At 40.3% G+C, this 26,169-nt stretch carries 26 protein-coding genes; 8 read left to right on the top strand and 18 right to left on the bottom strand.

From position 1 onward, the window contains the following. From F3G86_RS09315 to murJ, 14 genes are all read right to left on the bottom strand, one after another. A partial coding sequence (locus tag F3G86_RS09315) for a Cj0814 family flagellar-dependent secreted protein (RefSeq protein WP_411160692.1) occupies positions 1-337 on the bottom strand: 337 nt, incomplete at its 3' end. Positions 338-408: 71 nt separating this feature from the next. Next, positions 409-1,599, bottom strand: a complete 1,191-nt coding sequence (locus F3G86_RS09310) for a Cj0814 family flagellar-dependent secreted protein (protein WP_149723691.1) — start codon at positions 1,597-1,599, stop codon at positions 409-411. A gap of 108 nt (positions 1,600-1,707) precedes the next feature. After that, on the bottom strand, positions 1,708-2,250 hold the full coding sequence (locus tag F3G86_RS09305; RefSeq protein WP_149723690.1) for a tetratricopeptide repeat protein: 543 nt from the start codon (positions 2,248-2,250) through the stop codon (positions 1,708-1,710). A 111-nt stretch (positions 2,251-2,361) separates the two neighbouring features. Continuing rightward, positions 2,362-3,000 (bottom strand): YggS family pyridoxal phosphate-dependent enzyme, encoded by a 639-nt coding sequence (locus F3G86_RS09300; RefSeq protein WP_223228590.1) that lies wholly within the window; start codon positions 2,998-3,000, stop codon positions 2,362-2,364. Next, positions 2,997-4,106 (bottom strand): RIP metalloprotease RseP, encoded by a 1,110-nt coding sequence (rseP, locus tag F3G86_RS09295; RefSeq protein ID WP_149723689.1) that lies wholly within the window; start codon positions 4,104-4,106, stop codon positions 2,997-2,999. Before rseP ends, F3G86_RS09300 begins: the two co-directional genes overlap by 4 nt. 21 nt (positions 4,107-4,127) lie before the next feature. Further along, entirely contained in the window at positions 4,128-5,123 is a 996-nt protein-coding gene (locus F3G86_RS09290) for an AI-2E family transporter (RefSeq protein ID WP_411160694.1), read from the bottom strand. A gap of 23 nt (positions 5,124-5,146) precedes the next feature. Beyond that, positions 5,147-5,692 carry a CDP-diacylglycerol--glycerol-3-phosphate 3-phosphatidyltransferase gene (pgsA, locus tag F3G86_RS09285; RefSeq protein ID WP_009293904.1) on the bottom strand — a complete coding sequence of 182 codons (546 nt, stop codon included), beginning with the start codon at positions 5,690-5,692 and terminating at the stop codon, positions 5,147-5,149. A gap of 31 nt (positions 5,693-5,723) precedes the next feature. Continuing rightward, the gene (locus F3G86_RS09280; protein ID WP_021089130.1) at positions 5,724-6,512 is read right to left on the bottom strand and encodes an enoyl-ACP reductase; all 789 of its coding nucleotides are present in this window, start codon (positions 6,510-6,512) and stop codon (positions 5,724-5,726) included. Next, entirely contained in the window at positions 6,512-7,381 is an 870-nt protein-coding gene (gene dapA, locus F3G86_RS09275) for a 4-hydroxy-tetrahydrodipicolinate synthase (protein WP_411160693.1), read from the bottom strand. The genes F3G86_RS09280 and dapA overlap by 1 nt, the downstream gene beginning before the upstream one ends. Before the next feature lie 26 nt (positions 7,382-7,407). After that, positions 7,408-8,649, bottom strand: a complete 1,242-nt coding sequence (locus F3G86_RS09270) for a M16 family metallopeptidase (protein ID WP_149723687.1) — start codon at positions 8,647-8,649, stop codon at positions 7,408-7,410. An 11-nt stretch (positions 8,650-8,660) separates the two neighbouring features. After that, a complete protein-coding gene (locus tag F3G86_RS09265) occupies positions 8,661-9,734 on the bottom strand; it encodes a quinone-dependent dihydroorotate dehydrogenase (RefSeq protein ID WP_149723686.1) in 1,074 nt (357 codons plus the stop codon). Between the two features lie 53 nt (positions 9,735-9,787). Then, on the bottom strand, positions 9,788-11,512 hold the full coding sequence (locus F3G86_RS09260) for an ABC transporter ATP-binding protein (RefSeq protein WP_149723685.1): 1,725 nt from the start codon (positions 11,510-11,512) through the stop codon (positions 9,788-9,790). Beyond that, positions 11,505-12,899 (bottom strand): cysteine--tRNA ligase, encoded by a 1,395-nt coding sequence (gene cysS / locus F3G86_RS09255; protein ID WP_149723684.1) that lies wholly within the window; start codon positions 12,897-12,899, stop codon positions 11,505-11,507. The genes F3G86_RS09260 and cysS overlap by 8 nt, the downstream gene beginning before the upstream one ends. Continuing rightward, entirely contained in the window at positions 12,886-14,286 is a 1,401-nt protein-coding gene (gene murJ, locus F3G86_RS09250) for a murein biosynthesis integral membrane protein MurJ (RefSeq protein WP_149723683.1), read from the bottom strand. Before murJ ends, cysS begins: the two co-directional genes overlap by 14 nt. A gap of 122 nt (positions 14,287-14,408) precedes the next feature. Here murJ and F3G86_RS09245 point away from each other — a divergent pair, with 122 nt between their 5' ends. The 7 genes from F3G86_RS09245 (at position 14,409) to F3G86_RS09215 (ending at position 20,880) form a co-directional block, all read left to right on the top strand. Next, positions 14,409-16,340 (top strand): flagellar assembly protein A, encoded by a 1,932-nt coding sequence (locus F3G86_RS09245; RefSeq protein ID WP_149723682.1) that lies wholly within the window; start codon positions 14,409-14,411, stop codon positions 16,338-16,340. After that, positions 16,340-16,894: a Holliday junction branch migration protein RuvA gene (gene ruvA / locus F3G86_RS09240; RefSeq protein WP_103643738.1), complete on the top strand. Its 555-nt coding sequence runs from the start codon at positions 16,340-16,342 to the stop codon at positions 16,892-16,894. Before F3G86_RS09245 ends, ruvA begins: the two co-directional genes overlap by 1 nt. Positions 16,895-16,905: 11 nt before the next feature. Then, positions 16,906-17,946, top strand: coding sequence for a D-alanine--D-alanine ligase (locus F3G86_RS09235; protein WP_148815264.1), 1,041 nt, complete (start codon positions 16,906-16,908; stop codon positions 17,944-17,946). A 64-nt stretch (positions 17,947-18,010) separates the two neighbouring features. Beyond that, positions 18,011-18,241, top strand: a complete 231-nt coding sequence (locus tag F3G86_RS09230; protein WP_002942153.1) for a type II toxin-antitoxin system Phd/YefM family antitoxin — start codon at positions 18,011-18,013, stop codon at positions 18,239-18,241. Further along, positions 18,231-19,016, top strand: a complete 786-nt coding sequence (gene estV, locus F3G86_RS09225; RefSeq protein WP_148815267.1) for an EstV family lipase — start codon at positions 18,231-18,233, stop codon at positions 19,014-19,016. Before F3G86_RS09230 ends, estV begins: the two co-directional genes overlap by 11 nt. Beyond that, positions 19,013-20,437 (top strand): Mur ligase family protein, encoded by a 1,425-nt coding sequence (locus F3G86_RS09220; protein WP_149723681.1) that lies wholly within the window; start codon positions 19,013-19,015, stop codon positions 20,435-20,437. Before estV ends, F3G86_RS09220 begins: the two co-directional genes overlap by 4 nt. Further along, positions 20,434-20,880, top strand: a complete 447-nt coding sequence (locus F3G86_RS09215) for a hypothetical protein (protein WP_149723680.1) — start codon at positions 20,434-20,436, stop codon at positions 20,878-20,880. Before F3G86_RS09220 ends, F3G86_RS09215 begins: the two co-directional genes overlap by 4 nt. Before the next feature lie 202 nt (positions 20,881-21,082). Here F3G86_RS09215 and F3G86_RS10525 read toward each other — a convergent pair whose 3' ends face one another. Genes F3G86_RS10525 through pta form a run of 4 tightly spaced genes read right to left on the bottom strand, consistent with a single transcriptional unit; the run spans position 21,083 to position 25,246 of the window. Then, positions 21,083-21,568, bottom strand: coding sequence for a TM2 domain-containing protein (locus tag F3G86_RS10525; protein WP_187424523.1), 486 nt, complete (start codon positions 21,566-21,568; stop codon positions 21,083-21,085). Between the two features lie 51 nt (positions 21,569-21,619). Then, complete coding sequence (locus F3G86_RS09205; RefSeq protein WP_021085106.1) at positions 21,620-22,681, bottom strand: tyrosine-type recombinase/integrase; 1,062 nt, start codon at positions 22,679-22,681, stop codon at positions 21,620-21,622. A 2-nt stretch (positions 22,682-22,683) separates the two neighbouring features. After that, complete coding sequence (locus F3G86_RS09200) at positions 22,684-23,877, bottom strand: acetate kinase (protein WP_149723679.1); 1,194 nt, start codon at positions 23,875-23,877, stop codon at positions 22,684-22,686. Position 23,878: 1 nt separating this feature from the next. Beyond that, entirely contained in the window at positions 23,879-25,246 is a 1,368-nt protein-coding gene (pta, locus tag F3G86_RS09195; protein WP_149723678.1) for a phosphate acetyltransferase, read from the bottom strand. A gap of 66 nt (positions 25,247-25,312) precedes the next feature. Between pta and flgH the strand changes: the two genes are divergently transcribed. After that, positions 25,313-26,020: a flagellar basal body L-ring protein FlgH gene (flgH, locus tag F3G86_RS09190; RefSeq protein WP_002940928.1), complete on the top strand. Its 708-nt coding sequence runs from the start codon at positions 25,313-25,315 to the stop codon at positions 26,018-26,020. The last annotated feature ends 149 nt before the right edge of the window (positions 26,021-26,169 follow it).

Here is a 26,169-nt window from a genome sequence, read left to right as displayed (position 1 = left end):
GATGTGTTTTGTTGTTGTATCTAACTATCTCATCAAGTGTGCTTTTATGGATTTTAAAGTCTTGCGGTAAGCCCGCTGCTTTGTTAAAATCAGCTCCCATAAAGCCAGCTTTATCTACTGTGTAGCCGTAAGCTTGAAGATCACTGAAATTTAAAGAGATGAGGCTGTTTTGTGAAGAAGTTGTATAAGTAAATTTAGCTGGCTCTTGGCTTGGCTTAATGCTCTCTTCTTTGGTTTTTTGGTTAAAAACATCACTAAAATTTGCAGATCTATCTTGCTTGTGTTGTTGCTTAGTATATGAATTTACATTTGTGCTTAAGATGCTAATATCATTCATGGTTTGCCTCCTAGCTTCTTTTATAGTTTAAATCCAGTGATTAATGTTGAGCATGTATTACACATCCTTACTCACACCTTCAATATACTTGTTTCATTATCAAATTCTCTTAGCTTGGCCGATAAAATACTGCTTTGTGCCATAATATCTTTATCTTTTGCATCAGCAAATTCTTGCAACAACATATCACTTGGATCTATAATGTGTTCTAGCGTGTAGTTTAGATTTTTTCTAATTTGCATCATTACGTCATAAGTAGAAATTTTACCCGAGATAAGATCAAAATAAGTCCCCATAGGCCTGGCAGTCTCTTTCATAGAGTTATAAGTTAGATAAAGCGAATTATATCCTTCTTCTATGTATTGCTCTTTAATTTTAGTTGCTCCACCATCTAAAATTTCTCCGCCCTCGCTCTTTAAAAATGCAACAAATAGTTGCCCTTTTGTATAACCATTTTCATTTTTATAGACAGACATATCTGGCTTAAAGCTATTAAACATTGTATCACCACCAGTATATTCTTCATCCATCATCTGCTGCATATCAAGTATTTTATAATCAATAATGACACTTGGAGATAGCTCTTTATACATATCGTAAATTCTATTTACATCGTCATCTGTTCTTAGTAAATTTAATACCTTTTCGTTGTTTCGATCCGTCAGCCAGTTTGTAGCTTCGCCCTTATCTGATGGTTTTAGCATATATTTATCATGATCGCTTAGTCCATCTTTTGACATATAACCCCTTGGAAGCTGAGCCAAATCTGCACTACTATAATACTCCTTGCCATCATTTACAACTCCAGCCGTTACTTGACTAAAGATATTATAATACTGCTTGATAGTGTTGGCTATATCGATCTTTTCGAACATATTAGGCGCTGGGTTACCTTTGCCTTTAGTAAAAAAGTATGTCACTTTGTTATATTCTTGAGTGTTAAATTTAATCATTGCATCAAGTGTGCTTTTATGGATTTTAAAGTCCTGTGGCAAGCCTGCAGCTTTGTTAAAGTCAGCTCCCATAAAGCCAGCTTTATCCACTGTGTAGCCATAAGCTTGAAGGTCATTAAAATTTAAAGAGATAAGGCTATTTTGCGAAGAAGTGGTGTAAGTAAATTTAGCTGGCTCTTGGCTTGGCTTAATGCTCTCTTCTTTGGTTTTTTGGTTAAAAATATCACTAAAATTTGCAGATCTATCTTGTTTGTGTTGTTGCTTTATGTATGAATTTACATTTGTATCTAAGATGCTAATATCGTTCATGGTTTGCCTCCTAGCTTCTTTTATGTTTAAAGCAAAAAGATGTTCCAGCAAATTTGATGTTAAAAGAGTGTGGGGGAGATGTGTGCTCCCCTGCACAAAAAATGTTATTTATTTTTTATCTTCGCCTACTTCTTCGCAAGCTACTTTATAGCGGTATTTGCACGCTAGCTCTAAGTAGCTTTTTTGAGATGCTGCATCGTTTTTTTCGCCATAAAAGTCAGCTAGTTTATAGCAAGCAAGACCAAATCTTTGCTCGCATGATTTTGCAAATAGCTCATTTGCTTTGCCTTGCATTTTTGGGTCATCTTCGTAGTATTCGCCAAGTTCAAAGCAAGCTTTTGGCGTGCCAAGATCGCATGATTTGGTTAGTGATTTTACGATCGTTTCATTGTCTTTTTTTGAGTTGATTGATTTTGAGTTTAGTAAAACCGCAAGTCTGTAACAGCCTCTTTTATCGCCTAGATCGCAAGCTTTTTGATAGTACATGACACCTTTGTTGATGTCTCTTCTAGCATATGTTTTGCCAAGCTTTAAACACCAAACAGCTTCATTATTTGCGCATTTTTGCTCGATCCTAGCTATCTTTTCAGCTCTACCACAACCTGAGATGAACAAGATCGCAACAGCCATTAGAATTAAATTTTTAAACACATTTACTCCTTTATCGTTAAAAATTTATTTAACTGCATTATAAAATCATATAACTTAGATTAAAATTTAAAAAAGGAGTAGAAGGGTAAATTTGCCCCAAAAGGGACAAATTTATAGATAGAGCATTGTCCCAAGGCGGATCATATTTGAGCCGCATTTTATCGCTAGTTCGAAGTCGCTACTCATGCCCATCGAGCAGATGCTTGCGCCTTTTGGCCTTAGGCTCTCATAAATTTTATATGTTAGCTCAAAGCTTTTTTGCACCTCTTTTGGCTCGTCCACATGCGCTCCGATGCTCATCACGCCTTTTAAATTTATATTTTTACACTCGCTTTGGATGCGTTCATAAATTTCAGTCGCATTTGTCACGCTCACACCTTGCTTTGTGTCTTCATCGGCCGAGTTTATCTGAAGCAAAGTATCTAGCTTGTAGCTAAGTCTTTTATTGACCTCTACGGCTCTTTCGAAGCTATCGCAGCTTTGCCAAAGCACGGGCTTTAGGCTTATCATTTGATTGATTTTGTTATTTTGCAAACGCCCTATCATGTGCCATTTGATGTCAGTGAAATTTTGCAGCTCTAGCTCTTTTTTGGCTAGCTCCTGGACTCTGTTTTCGCCAAAATTTCTCTGCCCTTGTGCGTAAAGCTCCCTTACTTCATTGCATGTGACATTTTTGCTAACGGCTATTAGCGTCACGTCTTTGCTTAAAATTTCGATCTTTTCAAGCAGCTCTTTTAAAACTATCATCATAAACCTCCGCTTAATCTCATAATGTCGTTGAAGGTCGCAAGCACCATTATGCCAAGCAGTAGCGCCCAGCCGCAGTAGGTGAGTACGACAAGCACCCGCTCATTTACCTCGCATCTAAAAATTAGTTCATAAATATTAAATAAAATATGCCCACCATCAAGCGCTGGGATCGGAAAAAGGTTTAGCACGCCCAAATTTACAGAGATGAGTGCCACGATGGTTAGAAGCACGCTAAGGCTGATCTTAGCGGCCTTTGAAGTGACATCGGCGATCTGCACGATGCCTCCGACCTCTTTTAGTGGTACATCTCCAACGACTAGCTTTTCAAAGCTTTTAAAGATGAGCTTTGAAGCCTCAACTGTCTCGTCAAAGGCAAATTTTATGCTCTCTAAACCTGTGTGATAAATTTTCACCACTTCGCCGTTTGATTTGATGCCAATTAGTGGTTGCTTTATCTTTTCATTAAAAGGATTTATCGTCTCGCCTATCTTTGGTGTTAAATTTATAGTCATTTGCGAGCCGTTGCGATCTATCAAAATGGCGCTAGGCTCAAGCTTTACGTTTTTGCTGATCTCGTTCCACTCGTTTATTTTTACGCCATTTATCGCTAAAATTTTATCGTTTATTGCTATGCCAGCGCTCGCAGCTGCCGAGCCTTCAGCTATGTGTCCGACACTTGGCGCAAGCCTCTCAACACCGATAAATCCAAGCAAAATGTATATGAAAAATGCCAAGATAAAGTTAAAAAATGGCCCTGCAAAGAGGATGTAAATGCGCTTTATAGGACTTAGCACGTTGTAGCTGTCAGAGTCGTAGTTTTTGGCCTTTGGATCGGTGTCGTCTTGCCCTTTTAGTTGCACGTATCCGCCAAGTGGGATCGCGCTTAGGCAGTAGTCGGTACCGCCAACGTTTTTGGTGTAAATTTTCTCGCCAAAGCCGATGCTAAAGGTATTTACTTTGACGCCGAGCATTCTTGCTACTAAAAAGTGGCCAAGCTCGTGGAAAAATATGAGAAAACTAATGGCTAAAACGGTCACTAAAAAATAAAACGAATACGCATAAAGCCCAAGGCAAAGCAGAGCCAGCGTGAAGAGAATGCCTTTCAAAACTTACCTTTAAATTTGATTTTACCGCTCGAGTTTATCGCTGAGCAAAACGGCTATAAATTTCGTGCTCGGGTTTGCGTCAAGCGCGATCTTTAGGCTCATGGTAAGCGGTACTGCTAAAAACATACCGCCGATGCCGAACAAAAATCCCCAAAAAAGTAGGCTCAAAAGCACCACAAGCGTGCTTATACCAAGGCTTTTGCCTAGAAATTTCGGCTCGATAAAGTTGCCGATGACGATATTTACGGCTAGATATAGCGCCGCAGTCCAAGCACAAGAGGCTGCGTCGTTTAGCAAAAGCGCCACCAAAAGCGCCGGGACGGCCGCGATAATAGAGCCGATCGTCGGGATAAAATTTAGCACGAAAGCTAAAATACCCCAAAGCGGCGCGTAGGGCACGCCGATGAAATTTAGCCCGATAAATATAAAAACGCCCGTCGCAAACGACGCTGCGGACTTGATCGCGAGATAGCGCTTGAGATTTGATATAAACGTATCTACGATCTGGTTCGTTTGCGGATTTTTGCTCGCAAAATACTCGACTTTTTGAGAAAATACCTGCACTTCAAAAAGCATAAAAGTAACGAGCAAAAAGACGAAAAAGCTCTTTGAAACGAGCTCGGTGCCGTTCCTTAAAAATCCGCCCAGCACGGCAAAAATTTTATTTATATCAAAGTCTGCGGGCGCGGCGATGCTCTCGGGATCGATTAGGCCGCGGCTCGCTAGCATCTGGTGGTAATGATCGGCGAGGGCTTTAAATTTGCTCTGAAGCTCGGGCATGTAGCTAACTAGCCCGTTTATCGTCTTTATCACGGTGTTTGCGATAAATCCCAGCGACAAAAACACCACCGCCGTAACTAGCGCGAAGGCTAAAACGCGCGGAAATTTGAGCTTTTCGAGCGCATTTATCGCAGGCGTCGCCACGATAGCGATAAAAACCGCCATCAAAAACGGTAGCACGACGACGCTAGCAGTCTTTAGTCCCGCCGCGACCACGACGAAGCTAGCTAGATAGATTATAGCGTTTCCGGTTCTCAAATTTAACTCTTTTTCATTGCTTTTACGTAGGCAAAGATGTATTCAAATCCAGAATAAAGTGTAAGCGCAACAGCGATCCAGAGCAAAAGCTCGCCACCAGGCCAGCTCATCAGTAAAAATCCAACCGCAAACATCTGCGAAACGGTTTTAACCTTGCCAGCCATCGAAGCAGCAACCTCTACGCCGTCACTTGCCATCACGACACGAAAGCCAGTTATGAAAAACTCTCTTATCAAGATAAGATAAACAGCCCAAGCGCTCGCTCTGCCAAGCATCATGAGACCCAAAAATGCAGCAAGAATTAGCATCTTATCAGCTAGTGGGTCAAGGATAGCGCCAAGCTTGGTCTTTTGATCCCAGCTCCTAGCGATGTAGCCATCAAAAAAGTCAGTCACTGAGGCGATCACAAAGATGAGGGCTGCGAAGTAGTTTATCCAACTTATATGAATTTGCGTAAAAATTCCTGGCGCATTTACGAGCATAAAAAACATAAGCGGAGCTAGCAATATCCTAAAAAATGCCAGTGAATTTGGTAAATTTAAGCTCACAAATATGCCTTTATGCTTAGAAATTCCACTCTCATTTAAAAGTCGTGCCACCATCTATTATAAATGTATGTCCAGTCACCCAGCTAGCCTTAGATGAGCATAAAAATAGACATGCTCCAGCTAGGTCGGTCGGCTGTCCCATGCGGTTTAGCGGGCTAAGTTTTGCCGTCATATCGCGCACCTCTTCGTAGTTGGTAAAGGCTCTTAGCGCGTCTGTCTCGATAGGGCCGCCACTTACGACATTTACGCGGATGTTTTTCTCGCCAAGCTCTGTCGCAGCATATCTTGCCATCGCTTCAACGGCTGCTTTTGCTGTGCCGTGGCCTGCGTAGTTTTCGATATAGACTAAATTTCCAGTTGAGCTTAGGCTAATGATACTGCCGCCGCCCACTTTTTCCATGCGTTTTGCAGCCTCTTGTGCGCCCACGACAAAGGCATTTACGGTTGCTGTGAAGATATTGTTTATACCTCTTGGTTTTAGCTTCATAAATTTAGTGTATCCACCAGCCACTGCGCGACCTGAGATGATAGCGTTTGAGATGAAAAAATCAACCCTGTCAAAGTCCTCATCTATCTTTAAAAATAGCTCCTTATAAGTCTCTGGCTCAAGGATATTTAGCGCGTAGGCTCTAGCTTTTATCTTGTAGGTAGCCTCAAGCTCTTTTGCCTGCTCTTTGGCAAGCTCCTCGTTTGAGTTATAAGTAAAAGCTATATTTACACCAGCTTTTGCAAATTCTTCGACTATGGCTCTGCCGATGCCTCTAGTGCCGCCGCTGATGACTAGCGTTTTACCTTTAAATTCGTTTAGTGTGTCCTTCATTAAAATCCCTTTATTTCGTAATTTTTAATAACTTCTTCTATCTTTTTGAAATTTTCTTTGATCGGTTTGCAAAGTGGTAAGCGGTACTCCAAAGTGTCGATCAGTCCAGCTAGATACATCGCCGCTTTGATCGGTATCGGGTTGCTCTCGCAAAAGAGCGTTTTATTGATCGTGTAGAGGTTGTCATTTATCAGTTTTGCTTTTTTATATTCTTCGCTCATCGCAAGGTGCGTAAGCTGTGAAATTTGATCTGGTAAGAGGTTTGCAGTGACTGAGATGACGCCCTTTCCGCCATTTGAGAGGATAGGGTAGTTTATAGCATCTTCGCCGCTGATGACTACTAAATCAGGCTCGTGAGCTAGTAGATCGACGCATCTATCGATGCTACCTGTTGCTTCTTTGATGCCAAAAATATTTTTACAATCTTTAAAAAGTCTAAAAACAGTCGCTGGCAAGATATCTACGCCAACTCTGCCTGGGACGTTGTAAAGAAGTACTGGAATTTCTATGCTATTTGCGATGGCCTTGTAGTGCTCGTAAAGTCCCTCTTGAGTTGGTTTGTTGTAATAAGGAGCGACTGATAGGATGCCGTGAGCGCCGTGAGCTTGGGCAAATTTAGCGATACCTATGGCCTCGTGAGTGGCGTTGCTACCAGCTCCAGCTAGCACCTTGACATTTGTACCCTTACATGCATCTACTGCGATCTCGATGCAAATTCTATGCTCATCATGCGTTAGAGTCGCGCTCTCGCCAGTAGTTCCCACTGGTACAACGACGTCTATGCCGTGTTTTATCTGCCTTTTTATCAGTTTTTCAAAACTGGCTTCGTCTAATTTTTGATTTTTAAATGGTGTAATTAGTGCTGTCATCGCACCTTGAAGCGAATTTTTCACGTCTATTCCTTTTTTAAGATTATTGTCGTGCTAGTTTTTTCATTGAAATATCTGTTTGCTATCTCTTTTAAAAGCTTGGCGTCTATCTTGTCTATATTTTTCTCAAGCTCGTAAAGTGGCTTTATATCGCCTCTTGCAAGGTATGAGCCGTATAAATTCGCCACCTTGCTTGCGCTCTCAAATGAGTAGATAAAATCAGTTTTTATCAAATTTTTAACTCTTAAAACGTCCTCTTTATCTATCGGCTTTCTCTTTAGATCATCTATGATCTTTAAAATTTCGGTTTCAACTGCGCTCGCTTCGACGTCTGGGTTGCAAACTGCTAAAAATATAAATAAATTTTCATCAACGCAGCTCATATTGTAAGCGTAAATTTGATTTACAAGCATGAGTTCATCGACAAGGCGTTGCTGTAAAATGGAGCTTTTGCCAGTGGCTAGATATTCACTTATCGCATTTAGCCCCACTTGATCAGCATGCCTAAAGTCTGGAATTTTATAAGCGATAGCTAGCATTTGCGTTTGGCTATCTTTGTAGATGATAGCTCTTCTTGCGCCGTCTTGTTCGGGCTCTTTGCAGTGTAGTTTTGGGATGGCTCTTTTGTTTTTTACGCCGCCAAAATTTTTCTTAGCTAGCTTAAATGCCTCGTCTTTGCCGATGTCGCCACTTATCATCAAAATGGCGTTTTTTGGCTGATAATATGTAGCGTGAAATTCTTTTATATCAGCGATCTTCCAGTTTTCGATATCTTTTATAAAACCTATCGGCGTCCAGTGGTATGGATGGTAGATAAATGCGTGGTTGTAGAGCCTAAAGTAGAGGTATCCCATAGGGTTGTTGTCTGTTCGCCACCTGCGCTCCTCGTGCACCACCTCACGCTCAGGCTGAAATTCTTTATCTTTTAGGCTTAAATTTTTCATAAGCTCGGCAAAAAGACCAAGCGTTTTGTCTAAATTTTCATTTGAGGCTTTTATGAAGTAGTGAGTGTAGTCAAAGCCTGTGCTTGCGTTATTTACGCCGCCAAAGCCCTTTACGATCTCATCAAACTCGCCTGCGCGTAAGTTTTTGGTTGATTTGAAATTTAGATGCTCTAGCATGTGAGCGATGCCGCTTTTGCCCATCACTTCGTTTCTGGAGCCAACTTTATAAAAAACATCGACGCTTATCACTTTTGAGTCAGGATTTACCGGCACGTGATAAATTTCAAGTCCGTTGTCTAGTTTAAATTTGTTAAATTTTATCAATCTCTTGCCCTCTATTTTTTAACATTTGCACCGACTGCTTCGCTGATAGAGGCAAAACCATCTCTTTTTAAAAGCTCTAAAATTTCTAAATTTATATCTCTTGCGATCATCGGCCCCTTGAAGATAAAGCTTGTAAAAATTTGGACCAAATTTGCCCCCATTTTTATGCGCTCATAAGCCTCTGCACCGCTATCTATGCCGCCACACGCGATAAGTGTCGTCTTGCCATAAAGCTCATCAGCCACAGCTTTAAATATATCCTTTGACTTTTGAGTGATCACCTTGCCACTTAGTCCGCCAAAGTCTTTTAAATTTGACGAGTGAGAGAGCGAATAATCAACGCTTGTATTTGAAACAAGCACGCCACTAGCGCCGTTTTCTACCGCACAGCTACAAAGCTTGATCGCATCTTCGTGGCTCATATCTGGAGCTATTTTAAAGATGATCGGCTTTTTAGTGAGAGGCAAAATGACGCTAAAAAGCTCTTTTATGAAGCTCTCATCTTGAAGCGCTCTTAAATTTGGCGTGTTTGGCGATGAAACGTTTATAACAAATGTATCGCAAATTTCGCTAAATTCTCTTACTAAAATTTCATAGTCTTTTATCGCATCTTCGTTTGGAGTAACCTTGTTTTTACCAATGTTTGCCCAGATTGGTATGGTAAAAGGATAGATCTTTTTTACTCTATTTTTGATAGCTTCGCAACCTTCATTGTTAAAGCCCATCGCATTTTGAATGCTCTCTTCGTCTATGAGCCTAAAAAGCCTAGGCTTTGCGTTGCCGGGTTGTGGTTTTGGCGTAAATGTGCCAAATTCTAAATGCCCAAAGCCAAGAGCCGTTAGCGCCTCAAACATCGTGGCGTTTTTATCAAAGCCGCCAGCTATGCCAACTGGGTTGTGGTAGGTGCTTGAGAATAAATTTTGTTTTAGCGCATTGTCATCGACCACGCATTTATGCGCTAAAAAGCTTAGCGAGCCAGGGAAGATTTTATTTGCCCCAACCATCGCTACTTCAGCGATCTTGTGGGCAGTTTCAGGATCAAATTTAAAAAAAATAGATTTTAAAGTATTGTAGTTTAAGCTCATTTTAACCTCTTTAAAATGCCTAAAAATTTACGCAAATCTTAGCAAAAATCGCCTTAAACTAAGGCTTTACCCTTAAGTTTTGCATAAATTTCATTTCTTTTGCTAAGCTCCTCGTCGCTTCCGCTATCAATGATCTTGCCATCACTCAAAACTGCGATCTTATCGGCACTTTCAACTGTGCTTAGGCGGTGAGCGATGACAAAGATGATCTTTTTGTTTCTAAGGTTGTTTATGGCTTTTGTGATCTCTTTTTCGCTCTCGTTATCAAGTGCTGATGTAGCCTCGTCAAAGATTAGGATTTGTGGATTTTGATAAAGCGCTCTTGCTATGGCGATGCGCTGTCTTTGACCGCCTGAGAGGTTGGTACCAAATTCATTTAAGACAGTGTTTATGCCATCATCAAGCTTGCTTACAAACTCGTAAGCATTTGCTAGTTTTAGAGCGTTTATTACGGCATCTTCGTCAAATTCTCTGCCGTAAGCTACGTTTTTAGCGATCGTATCGTTAAAGATATAGACACGCTGCGTCACAAGGCCGATATTTTCGCGAAGTGAGTGAATTTTGATATCTTTTAAATTTGTGCCGTTTATCAAAATTTCTCCACCATTTACGTCGTAAAATCTCATAAGCAAATTCATAAGCGAGCTTTTTCCGCCGCCACTTGAGCCAACAAGGGCTATAAATTCTGACTTATTTGCCTCTAAATTTATCCCTTTTAAGACCTCTTTGTCGCCGTAGCTTAGGCGGACGTCGTTAAATTTGATCAAATTTATCTCTTCGTTTAGCTCATTTTGGCCATCTTTTATCTGGCTTACCTTATCCATCAAGAAAAACGTCCTCTCGCTTGCTGCGATGGCATCTTGCATCTTATTATAGATATTTACGATGCGTTTTAGCGGGGTGTAGAGCATAAAAAGCGCTGTTAAAAATGAAAAGAATGCGCCCATGTTTATATGCCCGTCGATGACGTCTTTACCACCTATGATGATTACTGCTGCCACGCCTATTGAGCCTATGGTCTCCATTAGCGGGCTTACTAGCTGCTCGATCTTGACGCTTTTTAAATTTAGCCTAAAAAATTTGTTATTTTCATCAACAAAGCGTGAATGCTCGTATTCTTGGGCGTTATTTGCTTTGATTATCTCGATATTTGTAAAAATTTCACTAAGCGCAGAGGTGATGTCTGATGTTTTTTCTTGCGACTGCTTTGAAATTTTCTTCATCCTTTTAGCAAGGCGCGAGATCGGATAGATCGCCACTGGCATGACGACAAGGGCAAAAAATGCCAGCTTTGGACTTTGATAGATGACGACGCAAAGTAGGCCAATGATCGTTATAAATTCCCTCGTAAGTTCAGGGATCATGCTTGAAACTATTGATCTTATGCGGTCGATGTCGTTTGTTGTTCTGCTGATTAGCTCGCCAGTTCTAAATTCATTGAAAAAGTCCATATCTAAATTTAAAAGGTTTGCAACCATCTTTTCGCGAAATCTTCTAATCGTATCTTGCCCGATATATGCCGTAAAATAGGCCTGCATGAAGGTTCCGATGTTTTTTATCACGTAGATCGCGATGATGGCGCAAGGCAAGATGTAAAGTAGCTTTTCGTTTTTCTCAACGAAAATTTTATTAAGTACTGGCTCCACGAGATAGGCACTTACCGCCGTTCCGCCACTGGCAAGAGCCATGCCGATGATGGCAAAAATAAAGTGTGGGATATAGTCTTTAAAATATGGACCAAAGCGCTTTAGCACATCTTTTAAGCCAAAATTATTCATTATTTCTCTCCCAAACTGCGCCATTTGGCGTATCCATGATAGAGATATTCATTTTTGCTAGCTCATCTCTTATCTCATCAGCCCTTGCAAAATTTCTCTCTTTTTTAGCTACCGCGCGCTCGTCAAGAAGCTTTTGAATTTGCTCTTTTTGCTCGCCAGTTACACCAAACTGAAAATACTCCAAATAGTTTGTGACAGCAATGCCTAAAATTTCGCTTATTAACTCTAAATTTGCCACCACTTCGGCCTTATATGCTTTATCTTTTGGGTTGTTATCAAGTCTTTCATTTGCCGTTTTTACAAACTCATCGACGCTTGCAAGCGCTTTTGAAGCGTTTAGATCATCGCTTAGTGCCTCAAGTAGCTCACTTTTAAAGCTCTCACTTGCCATGCCAGCCTGCACGCCATCAACTCTTTTTTTGAGGCGGTAAATTTTATCAAGCCTCTTTTTTGAGGCTACTAGATCTTCATCTGAATAGTTAAAATGAGCCCTATAATGGCTCGTAAGCAAGTAATATCTAAGCACTTCGCCATGAATGTTTTTTAGGGCGTCCTTTACAAAAAAGCTGTTATTTAGGCTTTTGCTCATCTTTTCGTTATTTACTTTTATAAAGCCGTTGTGCATCCAGTATTTGCTCAAATTTTTATGATAGGCACATCTGCACTGGCTTGCCTCATTTTCGTGGTGCGGAAAGAGTAGGTCGATACCGCCAGCGTGGATGTCGATCTCAAATTTATCATTTTCTTTATCGCTTAAAAACTCCCTTATCATCGCCACGCACTCGGTGTGCCAGCCAGGGCGACCCTTGCCAAATGGGCTCTCGTACCATTTCTCGTCAAATTTCCAAAGCACAAAGTCTTTTTCATCTCTTTTCTCGCAAAAACATACTACGCGTGCGATTAGATCGGTGTTGTTATCCTTGCCACTAATGCTAAAATAGCCACTATCCTTGCTAGTGTCAAAGTAAATTCCATCGCTCGTTTTATACGCCACACCTCTATCCATAAGCACCTTGATGTAGCTAATGATCGCCTCCAAGCACTGCGTAGCCTTTGGTTTAAAGTCTGGATCAAGCACGTTTAAAGCGCCCATATCGCTCTCATAGTGCGCTATATATTTGTTTGTGATTTCCTCTAGGCTTTGGCCAGTTTGCGCCATTTTATTTAAAATTTTATCGTCGATGTCGGTGTAATTTCTTGCAAATTTGACCTTGTAGCCAAGTGCTTTTAAGACCCTTCTTAAAAGATCAAAGCTAACGGCTGACTTTGCATGTCCCAAATGCGCGTCATCATAGACTGTTGGACCGCACAAATAGATGCTAACTTCGCCATCTTTAATAGGGCTAAACTCAACCTTTTCTCTTTTAGAAGTATCAAAAATTCGCATTAAATATATCCTTTAAAAATGTTAAACCAAAATAGAGCAAAACCGCCGCAACAGCGATAGCAGCTATAAATTTAGGCTCGATTATAGCTAAAAATCTCTTAGCTCCAAAGGCTCTTATATATAAAATAAGCTGCAAAAATCCCCCAAGCGAGCTTGCAAATGCAAGGCCAGCAGCTCCAAATTTCTGCATCAAAATGACAGCTAGGATCAAATTTATCACAAGGCAGATGATAGAAATTTTGGCTGCCTCTTTTTGCTTCATATTTGCATAGAGCCAAAGTGAGAAAATTTTAGCCAGTCCAAATGGCGTAAGCCCCACCAAATAAGCACTTAGCACCTTAGCGCACTCAATGGTGTTTGCCCTTACGAAATTTCCTCTTTCAAACAAGAGCCAGATGATAAACTCACTTAGCACGACGCCTGCGATCGTGGCTGCTAGCAGGGCGCAAAGTAGCAGATAAAAGCTCTTTTTCGTCCAAACTAGGGCGTTTGCTTCGTCTTTTTGTTTTAAAAGTCTGGTTATCTTTGGAAAGAGCGCCTGAGAGAGTGCGATCGCAAAGATGGCAAGCGGGAGCTGAAAAATTCTATTAGCATAAAAAAGGTAGCTTATCGAGCCACTTACTAAAAAGCTAGCCAGCCAAGTATCCATAAATGCGCTTATTTGCATAGCACTTGAGCCAAGTAAGCCATGGTAGAAATTTATAAAAAAGCCTTTGCTCTGCGCTCTTTTGCCTTTAAAATATCCGCTTAGACCACCCCAAAAAATTTTATTTAAGGCGTTAAATTTCATGGCGATTAGATGCACTAAAACCTGCAAAATGCCGCCTGCAACGACGCCAAAGCTAAGATAAAGTGCTACCACACTCTCGCTCTTGCCACGAGCCAAAAGTAGCGAAGCGATCATAGCTAAATTTAGCAGTGCAGTAGAAAACGCAGTCGTGGCAAAATGCTCTTTATACTGAAGAAGCGCACCCATGAAAGTGACGATATAAACAAGGGCTAGATAGTAGAAATTTATGCGTACAAGTGGCACTGCGTCTGTGATATTTTGCTCGCTCAAGCCGCTTGCGATGATCTTTATAAAGTAGGGCGTAAATAAATTTACAAGAAGCGTCAAAATACCTATAAAAAGTAGAAATTTGATGAAAATTTCAGCCTGAAAGATCGCTTTTTTCTTGTTATTTGTAAAATTTGGCAAAAATGCCTGTGTAAAAGCGCCCTCGCCAAAGATACGGCGAAACAAATTTGGTATTTTAAATGCTATAAAAAAGAGGTCGCTAAATATGCCAGCACCAAGGATAGAGGCCGTTAAAAGATCTCTTGCAAGTCCTAAAATCCTTGAAGTCATGATGCCAACTGAGTTTGAAAAAAAGCCTTTTATAAACATCGCCCACCTAGTAAATTTAAAAACGCAATAGTAACAAAAGATGCTTTAAAGCTTACATAACCCAAATTTAATAAAGTTTTAGAGATAATAAGAGCCAAAATTTTATGTGAAATGGATCAAATTTGAGCGAGAACGTGCAAGAAAACGAGAGATTTTTACCGCCAACGCAAATTCAAACTTCTACGCCTTATCTATCGCTTAAAGAGCTAAGCAAACAATATAGCGTGCCGGTAGAATTTATAGACTTTAAACTCTCAAATATCTTAACTTACTACAAAAATAAAGATAACGTCGAGCCAGTCTTTGTCCCTGAAGAAAATTTAAGCTTTTTTGATGACAACACATTTTATCTAGACGAAACGCTAGAGATCGAGCAGGTCTATGACGTGGAGTTTTTTGACGTTAGGCTAAATGCCACGCCAAAGCTGCCAAAGATCGACATCGGCGTAAATTCAACCATCACAAAGGTCATCGCAAAGGTTAGAGCGAGCAAAGAGTGCGAATACGAGCAGCACTACGAAGATAAACTTTTTGAATACATCGCAAAACAGCTTATGAAAGCTCAAATTTTAATAGGCATAAGGATCGGCAAGCTAAAAGAAGAACTAAAGCAAATCGCCTCGATCATCCACGTAAAAGGCGAGCTTGATAAGGACTACACGCTAAATTTAACCCAGGGCATCAACCCTAAAAAAGCGATCGATGCAAAGATCATATACTATTATAAAGATAAGCTTGATGAGCTAAAAGAGGAAGACAAGGTTGATTACGCCGATAGGGGCTTTGTCTTTGGCGTGGCAAAAGATGAAGTGATAATGGAGGAGAAAAAGTCTCACGAAGGGGCAAATGGACGCGACGTAAGAGGCAAACTTATAGAGGTTGCAAAGCCAAAAGAAGAGAGTGAAAAAGAGATAAGCATAAGCGAAAATATCGAGCGCGTAGAAAACGACGAGAGTATAAAATACATCGCTAAAAAAGCAGGCTACGTGGTCGAGAAAAACGGCTCTTTTGACATCGAAGAGCGCATAGAGATAAATGAAGCAAATTTTAAAACGACTGGTTCTATCCAAGCAGGCACCGACACAAACGTCACATTAGTAGTTCGTGAGACTGACACGATAAAAGACGCTATCGGCACTGGCATCATCGTGGAGGCTGATGAGATTGAGGTAAAAGGAAATGTCGGCGCAAATGCGATGGTCAAGGCAAATGATGTAAATATCGGCGGTCAAACTCACCAAAAGGCTAAAATTTACGCCAAACACGCCAAAATTTCTATCCACATCGGCAAGGTTGAGGCTGAAAGCGTCGAGATAGACAGGCTAGAAGGCGGCACTGTCATAGCAAAAAGAGTGAAGATAAATAGCGTAGTTGGTGGCTCGATAACGGCTCAAAATATCCAGATAGATACGCTTGGCTCAAACTGCACCATCACAGCCTCGCACCTAATCGACGTTAGATATCTAAAAGGCACTGATAATAAATTTATCATTGACGCTAGCAAGATGCCTGAAAGTGCGGAGGCTACGCAAGATCAGCTAAGCAAGATAGAGAGCACCAAGCTTGAACTCTCAACACTTCTTAAAAATATAGAGAGCAAGAAAAATGTCATCAATGAGAACAAAGACTCGATATATACGATAAAAGCTAAGATCGAGGAGCTATCAAAGGCCAAAGTGATACCGCCAGTTACATTTATGAAAAAGCTAAAAGAGTATCAAGGGCTCGTTAATGAGTACAACACCTTGCTTAGAATTTTCAAAGAGAAAAAAGAACTGCTTTCTGATCTAAAAGATGAGCTTGAGATGATGCAAAATGGCATATTCTCAGCCAAAGTGATAAACAGAGGCAATTGGATCGAGCTAAATGAGATAAGATTTGTCATCGTCGATCCTCCGCAAAACGTCACCTACGTCTCAAAACAAAACGAGACCGCTCACGTCATCACGCTAGATAAATTTGATAACGGCGGCGAGGTCGAATACAAAATCAAAAAGTCAAACAAACTTGAAGACTACGCGGATATAAATTTCATGGAACAAAAGGTTAAATGATGATAAAAGCAATCGAAGGCGTCGTTACGAAAAAAGATCCTGCATTTGTGATACTTAAGACAAATAGCGGCGTAAGTTATGGAATTTTCATCTCGCTTTTTTGCTCAGCAAAACTTAGCAAAGGCGAAAAAGTCGAGCTTGCCATAACACAGATCATAAGAGAGGACGCAAATTTACTCTACGGCTTTTTAGATGCAAATGAGCAAAAGATGTTTGAGATGCTTATAAAGCTAAATGGCATCGGAGCTAGCACAGCGATGGCGGTTTGCTCTAGCCTTAGCTCGCAGGCATTTACAAACGCCATAATAAGCGGCGACGCAGATACTTTTAAAAGCGTGCCAGGCATCGGACCAAAGACAGCTAGGCGCATAATAGCCGAGCTAAGTGACGCAAAACTAATAAGCGACGAGAGCGTGCCAAGTTACCAAAATGAGGCGCTTTTAGCACTTGAGGCACTTGGCTTTAAGCGTGAAAAGATAGTGAAAATTTTGCCTGATTGTAAGAGTGAAAACACGAGCGATCTTATAAAAGAGGCACTTAAAAAACTAGGATAAGGATAAAAAAGATGAATTTAGGCGTGATATTTGGGGCAAAGAGTTTTGAGCATGAGATAAGCATAGTAAGTGCGATAGTTTTAAAAAACGTCCTAAAACAGGAGCTAAAATTTATATTTTGCGATGCAGGTAGGGACTTTTACTTGATAGAGCAAAAAGATATGAGAGCAAATTTCTTCAGCTCTGGCAAATACAAAAACTCAAAAAAGCTTTTTTTATCTAAAGGCGGCTTTTATACGCACTCGCTTTTTGGCATAAAAAGACTTGAATGCGACGTGGTTATAAATTTGATCCACGGCATGGACGGCGAAGATGGCAAGATAGCGGCACTTTTTGACTTTTACGGCATAAAATATATAGGTCCAAGGCTTGAAGCAAGCGCGCTTAGCTACAACAAAGAGCTTACTAAATTTCTAGCGCAAAAAGCCGGCGTAAAAGCGCTTGACTATGAGATGCTGACTCGCCAAAATGAGCCAAAATTTCACTATCCTATTATATTAAAGCCAGCAAGACTAGGCAGCAGCATCGGTGTGAGCGTCGTGCATGACGATAGCGAGCTTGCCTACGCAAAAGACGTGGCGTTTGAATTTGATAAAGATATCTTGGTAGAGCCATTTATAAAAGGCGTCAAAGAGTATAACCTAGCAGGATGTAGGATCGATGGAGGGATCAAATTTTCTATCATCGAAGAGCCAAAAAAGAAAGAATTTCTTGACTACGAGCAAAAATATCTTAGTTTTTCAAACGAAAACAAGGTGCAAGAGGCGGAAATTTCAGAAGAGCTAAAGCAAGAGCTAAAGAGCAATTTTTCTAAAATTTATGATTGTGGATTTGACGGAGCGATCATTAGATGCGACTTTTTCGTGATAGATGGCGAAGTCTATCTAAATGAGGTCAATCCAAACCCAGGAAGCCTTGCAAACTATCTGTTTGAGGACTTTGAAAGCACGCTAAATGGCCTTGCAAACTCACTTCCAAAAGAGCGTGAGATAAAGATTGATTATAAATTTATAAACTCTATCACTTCGGTAAAAGGCAGCGGCAAGCTCTAGTTTATTTAGCGATATATAAAGTAGTTTGTGATATTTTACGTAAAATTTTACATAAAGAGCGAAAATGGTAACTTTTACAAAAGATGAAATTTATACAGCAACCGAGGTGGTTAGAAATTTCAGCTCAGTGCTTTCACGCGTGGGAGCTAGCGAGCTAAAGCGCGCTGTCATCGTTAAAAACAATAAATTTGAAGCTGTCCTTTTAAATATGGAAGAGTATGAGCGCCTTTGCGAGGCTGTAAGTGTGCTTGAGAGCATTTACGCTGCTAAAAAGAGAGAAAACGATGGCGAGTAGGGCAGTAAAATACGGCTCAGACGAGTACGAGATCAGCTACGAAGTAGTAAATCCAAAATGCAAAAAAGTAGTGCTTTTCTTGCACGGCTGGGGTGCTAATAAAGAGATAATGAAAAAGGCTTTTGGCTCATATCTAAGTGAGTTTTGCCACGTCTATATCGACATGCCAGGCTTTGGCAAAAGCTCCATTTTTAAGCCTTTAAAAACAAGTGACTACGCAAAGATCGTTGCAAATTTCTGTGACGAGCTACAAATAAAACCAGACATCATCGCAGGACATAGCTTTGGCGGCAAGGTTGCAACACTCCTAAAACCGCCATATCTAGTGCTTTTAAGCTCGGCTGGTATAGTTGTCAAAAAGCCATTTATCGTGCGAGCAAAGATAGCGATATTTAAAATTTTAAAGATATTTGGCTTTGGTAAATTTTACAAACTCTTTGCTACAAAAGATGTGAGCGGCATGAGCAGAGTGATGTATGAAACCCTAAAAAACGTTGTTGATGAGGATTTTACAAAGCATTTTGCTGACTTTGGGGGCAGGGCCTTTATATTTTGGGGTGAAAATGACAAGGCAACGCCTGTAACAAGCGGCGAGAGTATAGATAGACTTATCAAAAATAGCTCATTTTTCCCACTTAGTGGCGATCATTTTTTCTTTTTGCTCCACGCTAAATTTATAAGTGACGAGATAGAAAAAGGGATAAATTTTGAGCCAAATGAAGCAAAAAATGTCGTATTAGATGACGATGAGAGCGGGATCGAGGAGATAAGATGAGTATATTTTTAAGTCTAAGCACAGTTTTATTTATCTTTGCGCTTGCTTTTTATGTGATCACTTGCTTTCAGTGGTTTTCTTATAGGCCTGAGCGCGTGCTCTTTCACTTCACAAAGCCCGCTTGGCACGTATTTTTCTTTATAGTGCCTTTGGTGCTGTTTTACACGACTGGCAAGTGGTTTTTTATCTATTTTTACTTTGCGCTTTTGCCAGCTCTTTATCTTTGGCATAAAAAACTTGATAAAAAGCTAGTCTTTACTGGTAGGATCAAGCACTTTTTTGTGATCCTTGCTTGCGCTATCATCTTAAACTACGCTTTAAATTTCATCATCCACAAGGCATTTTTGGCTCCGATGCCACTTTTTGTCTTGGTCGTGAGCCTATTTTTTAGTGAAATTTTAGAAAAGATCAAATTTCAAGGCTTTAAAAACAAGGCGCTTAAAAAACTTGGCGCAAACAAAGAGCTAAAAATCATCCTAATCACTGCAAGCTACGGCAAAACGAGTATCAAAAATTTTCTCTTTGAAATTTTAAAAGATAGCTTTGCCTGCTACAAAACGCCTCGTAGCGTAAATACGATGGCTGGCATCATCAAAGATATCAATGAAAATTTAAGCGAGCAAACGCAAATTTACATCGCAGAAGCAGGTGCTAGGCTAAAGGGCGACATCCTAGAGATCACTAAATTTCTAAATCCACAAATCGTTATCGTTGGAGAGATCGGCGCGCAGCACATAGAGTATTTTAAAACTCTTGATAATATCCGAGCTACTAAGCTTGAAGCACTGCAAAGCGCTCGTTTGCAAATGGCATTTTTGCATAGCTCGACAAAAAAAGAGCCAAGCGAAAATGTGGAAATTTACGATGAGAGCCTAAAAGATATAAATGCAAATTTAGATGGAATTTCATTTACGCTTGATGGCAAGAGTTACGCCTCGCCGCTTCTTGGTAAATTTAATGCTACAAATTTAGCCGTTTGCATCAAGGTGGCAAGATACCTAAAAATGAGCGATGAAGCGATAAAAGAGGCGCTTTTAAATATGAAAAACGTCGAGCACCGCCTAAGCAAGATCGAGGCTGGCGGCAAGCTGATAATCGATGATAGCTTCAATGGAAATTTCTCAGGCATGAGCGCAAGCTACGAGCTTGTAAGCACCTACGCTGGCAGAAAAGTGCTGCTAACGCCTGGTATCGTCGAGAGCGATGCGGAGCAAAATGCAAATTTAGCCAAAGTGATAAATGAAATTTTTGACCTAGTCATCATTACAAGCTCGCTAAACGCCCAAACTCTGCTAAAACACATCGTAAAACCAAAGATCATCATCCTAAAGGACAAGAACAAAATGCAAGAAATTTTAGCGCAAAACACGCGCGCTGGCGATCTTATACTATTTTCAAACGACGCACCGAGTTTTATATGAAAAAGATAGTTTTTTTAGCTTTGATACTAAATTTAGCTTTTAGCTTTGACATCGATGACTACGACAGGGGTAATGAGGCCCTAAATGCCGGAGACTACTCAACTGCGTATGAAATTTTTTACGATGGCTGCGAGCAAAAAGACGTGCTTTCTTGCGAGGCTTTGGGCGATATGTTTGTAAATGAAGAGATAAACGAGCAGATGGATAATGATCTAAAAAAGCACTCAAATATCGAGCTTGGAGTGAGTTATTTTATGAAAAGCTGCGATCTTGGCTATCAAAATGCCTGCGATGACGTACTAAGCCTAAAGGACGATCTAAATATCACTCTGCCTTCTGGCGTCTATGAAAACGCTAAGGCTAGGTATGATGAGCTTTTTGAAGAGTTTAAAGAGCAAGAAGCAAATAAAACTATTGAAGCCGAAGAGCCAGCTAAAAAGTAAATTTAATCTTGTGAGATTAAAATTAAACTAATTTTTTCGTGGCATAGAAATTGATCTATTTGCAATAAATTTAATCGATAAATTTACTTGAATGCTAGAGCAAAGCTGTTTTGCGTTGCGAAACCGCAAATTTAGCTTCGCTCTAACGATTTGTCAAACAAGCATAAACACGAAAATTTTACTGCTTTCTTCATGATAAATTTTACTCGTCTATAGCCTTTGATATCTTTTCTAAATTTTGCTTTCTTACGCTCTTACCAGTGATAAAAAGATCGATGACCCACCAGATGATTATAATAATTTCAAAAATGTTGATAATCTTAGAATATGTTTTAGCCAAATCCATTAAATGTAGTATTTCTTCAGGGGTTATCCATTCGTCCACAGAAATTATTACCTTAGCAAATAAGAAAATAAAAACTATATATAAAATAAAAAGAGCAAGCTTTGCTAGACCAAGGGCAGTTTGTCCTATCATAAAGCGATTTACGCCAAGCGCACCAAAGATGAAGCTACCCACCCAAAAGACAATCGTAGGTGATTTTAAGTTAAGCTGTGGGATTTTTGAAACCAGATTATTTATTTTTGTTTCATCAAAAGAATTGAGCTTGTCTTCTAATGTTTTTAGCTGAGCATGATTTTTTGGCAGCTTATCTTGCAACATTGCTATAACAGAACTTGCGTTCATTTTCTCTCCTTTTTGAAAGGCGGATTATATAAAATTTGATCTAAATTTAAGCTAGTTTGCTAAGTCCTCAGCCACTTTGGCGGCTAGTTTTAGCTTGTCACTATCAAAGTGTGTGTAAATACGTGAGGTATTTAGGCTCGCATGTCCAAGAGCTTCTTGCACTAGCACAAGGTCTTTTTGCTTTTTATAAAGCATCGTTGCAAAGGTGTGGCGCAGCATGTGAGCGCCGTTTTTCTCTTTTCTGATGCCTGCTTTAAATAAAATTTGCTCCACGATACGGCTAACATAAGCTTGCGTGAGCCTCGTGCCTTTTTTATTTATAAAAAGATAGCCCTCTTTGTTTATGTAGTTTATAGCTATGGCGTTTAGATGAGCTTCGATTAGGTGGCGCTTTATCATTACTATGCGGTATTTGTTGCCTTTACCACGAATTCTAATGATAAAAAGATCGCCGTCCTCTGTGATATCTTTTCTTTTTAAATTTAGTGCCTCGCTCACACGAATGCCAGTAAATATAATGACCTTTATGATGAGCTTGTTACGGTTTGAGTTTTGCTTAAAGTCGCTTTCCTCGATCGCTTCAAGAAATTTCTTGACCTCCTCTTCGCCCATAAACTCAGGCAGCTTTTGCCCTTTGTTACCACTAACGCCGCCCCAGTTTTTTAAATTTATATCAAAAACATGAGCCTTGCCATCCTCTTCGTTTTGTTTATCTAAAAAGGCAAAGAAATTTATCACTGAAATTCTGTAGTTTTTCTTGCTAGCATCGCTTAGCCCGCCAGTGGTGCTGGCTAGAATTTCACTTAGCAACTCTTCATCTATCTGTTTTAGACTGCTAAGCTCATAAAATTTCATCGTCTCATATATCTTTTTTAGCGGGTTAAAGTAGGTATTTATGCCAGTTAGTCCTGCATTTCTAGCGCTTTTTACCAACCCATCAAGCTGCTCTATATTTTTTATCTCACGGCTTAGGGCGAAATTTACACTTGCAAGCGCCTTTGGGTCTCTTAGCTCCTTGTTTGAAAGTGAGCTAAGTTTAAATTTGACATAGCGAGTTAGCCAAAATATAAATGAGTTTTCAAAACTATCTTTGCAGTCAAGTGGGAATTTCATGCTTAAAGCGTTCTCTCTTTTATCACTCTGGCTGTCTCTATGGCGATCTCAAGCTCTTCGTTGGTTGGGATGATGAGCGTTTTTATCTTAGCGCCTTCTTCATCTATGCACCTCTCGCCTCGCTCGTTTGAGAAATTTAGCTCGTGGTTGATGTGAATGCCAAGATGTTTTAGATCATCACAAATTTTTTGCCTTGTATTTGGCGCATTTTCGCCGATGCCGCCAGTAAATATGAGCGCATCAACACGCCCTAAAATGGCATAGTATGAGCCAATGTACTTTTTCACTCGGTAGCAAAACATATCAAATGCAAGCTTTGCTCGCTCGTCGTTTTGCATCTTGGCGACAACATCTCTCATGTCGCTTGAGCCACAAATTCCAAAAAGTCCGCTCTTTTTATTTAAGAAGTTATCGATCTCGTTCCACTTTAAAACGCCGATATTTAGCAGATAGATGACTACGGCTGGGTCCATATCGCCACTTCTTGTGCCCATTATGAGACCTTCAAGCGGACTAAGGCCCATCGAAGTATCGATGCTTTTGCCATTTTGCACAGCACAAGCTGAGGCACCGTTGCCTAAGTGAAGCGAGATAGCGTTAAATTTATCAAATTCTATGCCAAGCATTTTGGCTGCTTGCTTACAGACATATCTGTGCGATGTGCCGTGAAAGCCGTATTTTCTGATGTGATGAGTCTTGCAAACATCGTAGGGTAGGGCGTAGCGGTAGGCGTACTCTGGCATGCTTTGATGAAACACTGTGTCAAAAACGACCACGTGAGGCACGTTTTTGCTCTCTTTCATCGCGTTTTTGATGCCAGCAAGGTGCCCTGGGTTGTGAAGTGGGGCAAGTGGGCTTATCTCCTCGATCTTTTTGATGACGCTCTCATCAACGATCATCGAGCTAAAAAAGCTCTCGCCACCATGAACTATCCTGTGTCCGATGCCGTCAAGCTCGCTTAGATCGTGCAGTGTATGCGAAGTGGCAAATAGCTCGTTCATCGCCTCAAGTCCGTCGTGGTGGTCTTTTATAAAGCGTTTTATCTCATAAACTTCGCCATTTGCCTTTAGCACCGCCCTTGAGCTAGAGCTGCCGATCTGCTCGACTAGACCGCTTGCTAGGCTCGTTTTTGTCTGCATTTCAAAAAGCTGAAATTTTATCGAGCTGCTACCTGAGTTTAAAACTAAAATTCTCATATCACTCTCCTGCTTGTATCGCGCTTATTAAGATGGTATTTACCACGTCTTCGACGAGGCAGCCACGGCTTAGGTCATTTACTGGTTTTTTTAGCCCTTGAAGTATCGGGCCCACTGCTAGGGCATTTGCACTTCGCTGAACTGCCTTATAGCAGATGTTTCCGCAGTTTAAATTTGGAAATATAAAGACATTTGCAAGACCTGCCACATCGGAATTTGGCATCTTTTTGCTAGCCACGCTTAGATCAACCGCCGCGTCAAACTGAATTGGCGCAGCTATTTTTAAATTCTCATCAAGCTCGCTTGCTTTTTTGGCAGCCTCTTTTACAAACTCCACATCAGCCCCGCTGCCACTATCAGCAGTTGAGTAGCTTAGCATGGCGATCTTTGGGCTAAGACCAAAGGCACTTGCTGTTTGAGCGCTACTTAGTGTGATGCTAGCTAGCTCATCGCTGCTTGGATTTGGCGTGACGGCGCAGTCTGCAAAGAGTAAAATTTCTTCTTCAAGCGCCATGAAAAATGCCCCGCTTACCACGCTTACATTTGGCTTTGTTTTTATGATCTGAAGGGCTGGGCGGATAGTATCAGCCGTGCTCATCGTAGCGCCACTTACTAAAGCATCTGCTATGCCTTCATGTATTAGCATCGTGGCAAAGTAAATTTTATCTTTCGCAAGCGCGTTTGCCTTGGCTTCATCCACACCTTTATGTTTTCTTAGCTCATAAATTTTCTTTGCAAATTCATCTGTTAGCTCATTTTGCGCTGGGTTTAGCACCTTTGCTTTGCTTAAATTTAGCCCCAAAGTGGCTGCCTTTTTTGAAATTTCACTCTCACGCCCTAGCAAGATGATATTTGCCGCACCTTTTTCTAGCACGATGTGAGCTGCTTTTAAAATTCTCTCGTCATCACTTTCAGGCAAAACGACGGTTTTGTTTGCTGTTTTGGCTCTTTTTAGAAGCAAGCTTTGAAATTTAAATGGTGTGATGATCTCGGCTTTGTAGCTTAAAATTTCATCAAATTTATCAGTTATTAGAAGCTTTGAGTTTAAATTTAGCGCCCTTAGCTCGCTTGCGTTTTCATCAAAGACTGGAGCGTTTAAATTTCTAGCTAGCTTTAAATTTAGCTCGCTCTTGCCAAAGACGCTAAAGCCCTCACAGCCAACGACTATGACGAAGTCGCTTCTCTCCTTTAGCTCTTCAAATTTATCTATAAATTTTAAAAAAAACTCCTTATCATTTAAATTTATTAGATTTTTTTTGTCGTTTTTGTCTGGAGTTATCTTAAAGATCTCAACTTTTTTGAATTTTGTAGCTATAATTTCCTGCAAATATGCTAGATTTTTGTCTGAAAAAATGTAACAACTTTTCATTTGTGACCTTTTTGGGAACTTAAATTGCTTAATCTTAGCACAAAGATACTTATTTTAAGGCATTTTATGAACTATAAAAAGATTTGGCTCGTCACATTTGCGGGCATTTTTTACACAGGTTGCACCCCAAGTGCAGATCCTCACATCAATATGAAACCTCCAGTTTATGTCGAGCAACTCCCTTCAAAAGATAGTGGCAGCGGTCAAAGCAACGCCGGCAGTCTCTTTGGCAAGGGCGAAAATCCACTATTTTCAGACAGAAAGGCGATGAATGTAAATGACATCGTAACCATCGTCATCTCAGAAAATGCAAGTCAAATTTCAAGCGGCAGCAAAAGCACCAACAAAGATAGCACCATTTCGCTTGGCGGAGGCGTTTTCACAGCTGGAGCTGCACCACTTTCAACCGTGGCTGATAATCTAAACAAATACGGTGACATCGGCTTTAAAGCAGGTGGCGGCAATAAATTTACAGGTAGTGGCACTAGCAACAGAAGCGAGAAATTTACCGCAACCATCTCAGCTAGGATCATCAAGATCCTAAACAACGGCAACTACTTCATCGAGGGCAGTCGCGAGCTACTTATAAATGGCGAAAAACAGATCATGCAAGTAAGTGGCGTCATCAGACCTTACGATATCTCGCAAAACAACGAAATCGACTCAAAATACATAGCTGACGCCAAAATTTTATATAAAACCGAGGGCGAGCTAGACAAATCAACCAAAAAACCTTGGGGCACAAGGCTTATGGAGGCTATCTGGCCATTTTAATGCAAATTTAAAAGCCTAAATTTAACCCGTTTAGGCTTTTGTAATTTTATACCTTAAATTTCACTCTTCTTAAAAACACTAAATTATATTTTTTAAAAATTATTAAAATTTAATTGATATTTACTTTCATAAAAATAAAATTTTTGCCA

Source organism: Campylobacter concisus (assembly GCF_902460595.1).
Classification (GTDB): domain Bacteria; phylum Campylobacterota; class Campylobacteria; order Campylobacterales; family Campylobacteraceae; genus Campylobacter_A; species Campylobacter_A concisus_BL.
The sequence above is the reverse complement of the archived record's forward strand: the minus strand, read 5'-3'. Positions and strand labels throughout refer to the sequence as shown.

Bases quoted from the DNA above. Each gene is read 5' to 3' on its own strand.
- F3G86_RS09310 (WP_149723691.1), bottom strand. From the start codon at position 1,599: ATGAACGATATTAGCATCTTAGATACAAATGTAAATTCATACATAAAG.
- F3G86_RS09300 (WP_223228590.1), bottom strand. From the start codon at position 3,000: ATGATGATAGTTTTAAAAGAGCTGCTTGAAAAGATCGAAATTTTAAGC.
- F3G86_RS09280 (WP_021089130.1), bottom strand. From the start codon at position 6,512: ATGAAGGACACACTAAACGAATTTAAAGGTAAAACGCTAGTCATCAGC.
- dapA (WP_411160693.1), bottom strand. From the start codon at position 7,381: ATGACAGCACTAATTACACCATTTAAAAATCAAAAATTAGACGAAGCC.
- F3G86_RS09265 (WP_149723686.1), bottom strand. From the start codon at position 9,734: ATGAGCTTAAACTACAATACTTTAAAATCTATTTTTTTTAAATTTGAT.
- F3G86_RS09260 (WP_149723685.1), bottom strand. From the start codon at position 11,512: ATGAATAATTTTGGCTTAAAAGATGTGCTAAAGCGCTTTGGTCCATAT.
- cysS (WP_149723684.1), bottom strand. From the start codon at position 12,899: ATGCGAATTTTTGATACTTCTAAAAGAGAAAAGGTTGAGTTTAGCCCT.
- murJ (WP_149723683.1), bottom strand. From the start codon at position 14,286: ATGTTTATAAAAGGCTTTTTTTCAAACTCAGTTGGCATCATGACTTCA.
- ruvA (WP_103643738.1), top strand. From the start codon at position 16,340: ATGATAAAAGCAATCGAAGGCGTCGTTACGAAAAAAGATCCTGCATTT.
- F3G86_RS09235 (WP_148815264.1), top strand. From the start codon at position 16,906: ATGAATTTAGGCGTGATATTTGGGGCAAAGAGTTTTGAGCATGAGATA.
- F3G86_RS09230 (WP_002942153.1), top strand. From the start codon at position 18,011: ATGGTAACTTTTACAAAAGATGAAATTTATACAGCAACCGAGGTGGTT.
- estV (WP_148815267.1), top strand. From the start codon at position 18,231: ATGGCGAGTAGGGCAGTAAAATACGGCTCAGACGAGTACGAGATCAGC.
- F3G86_RS09220 (WP_149723681.1), top strand. From the start codon at position 19,013: ATGAGTATATTTTTAAGTCTAAGCACAGTTTTATTTATCTTTGCGCTT.
- F3G86_RS09215 (WP_149723680.1), top strand. From the start codon at position 20,434: ATGAAAAAGATAGTTTTTTTAGCTTTGATACTAAATTTAGCTTTTAGC.
- F3G86_RS10525 (WP_187424523.1), bottom strand. From the start codon at position 21,568: ATGAACGCAAGTTCTGTTATAGCAATGTTGCAAGATAAGCTGCCAAAA.
- F3G86_RS09205 (WP_021085106.1), bottom strand. From the start codon at position 22,681: ATGAAATTCCCACTTGACTGCAAAGATAGTTTTGAAAACTCATTTATA.
- F3G86_RS09200 (WP_149723679.1), bottom strand. From the start codon at position 23,877: ATGAGAATTTTAGTTTTAAACTCAGGTAGCAGCTCGATAAAATTTCAG.
- pta (WP_149723678.1), bottom strand. From the start codon at position 25,246: ATGAAAAGTTGTTACATTTTTTCAGACAAAAATCTAGCATATTTGCAG.
- flgH (WP_002940928.1), top strand. From the start codon at position 25,313: ATGAACTATAAAAAGATTTGGCTCGTCACATTTGCGGGCATTTTTTAC.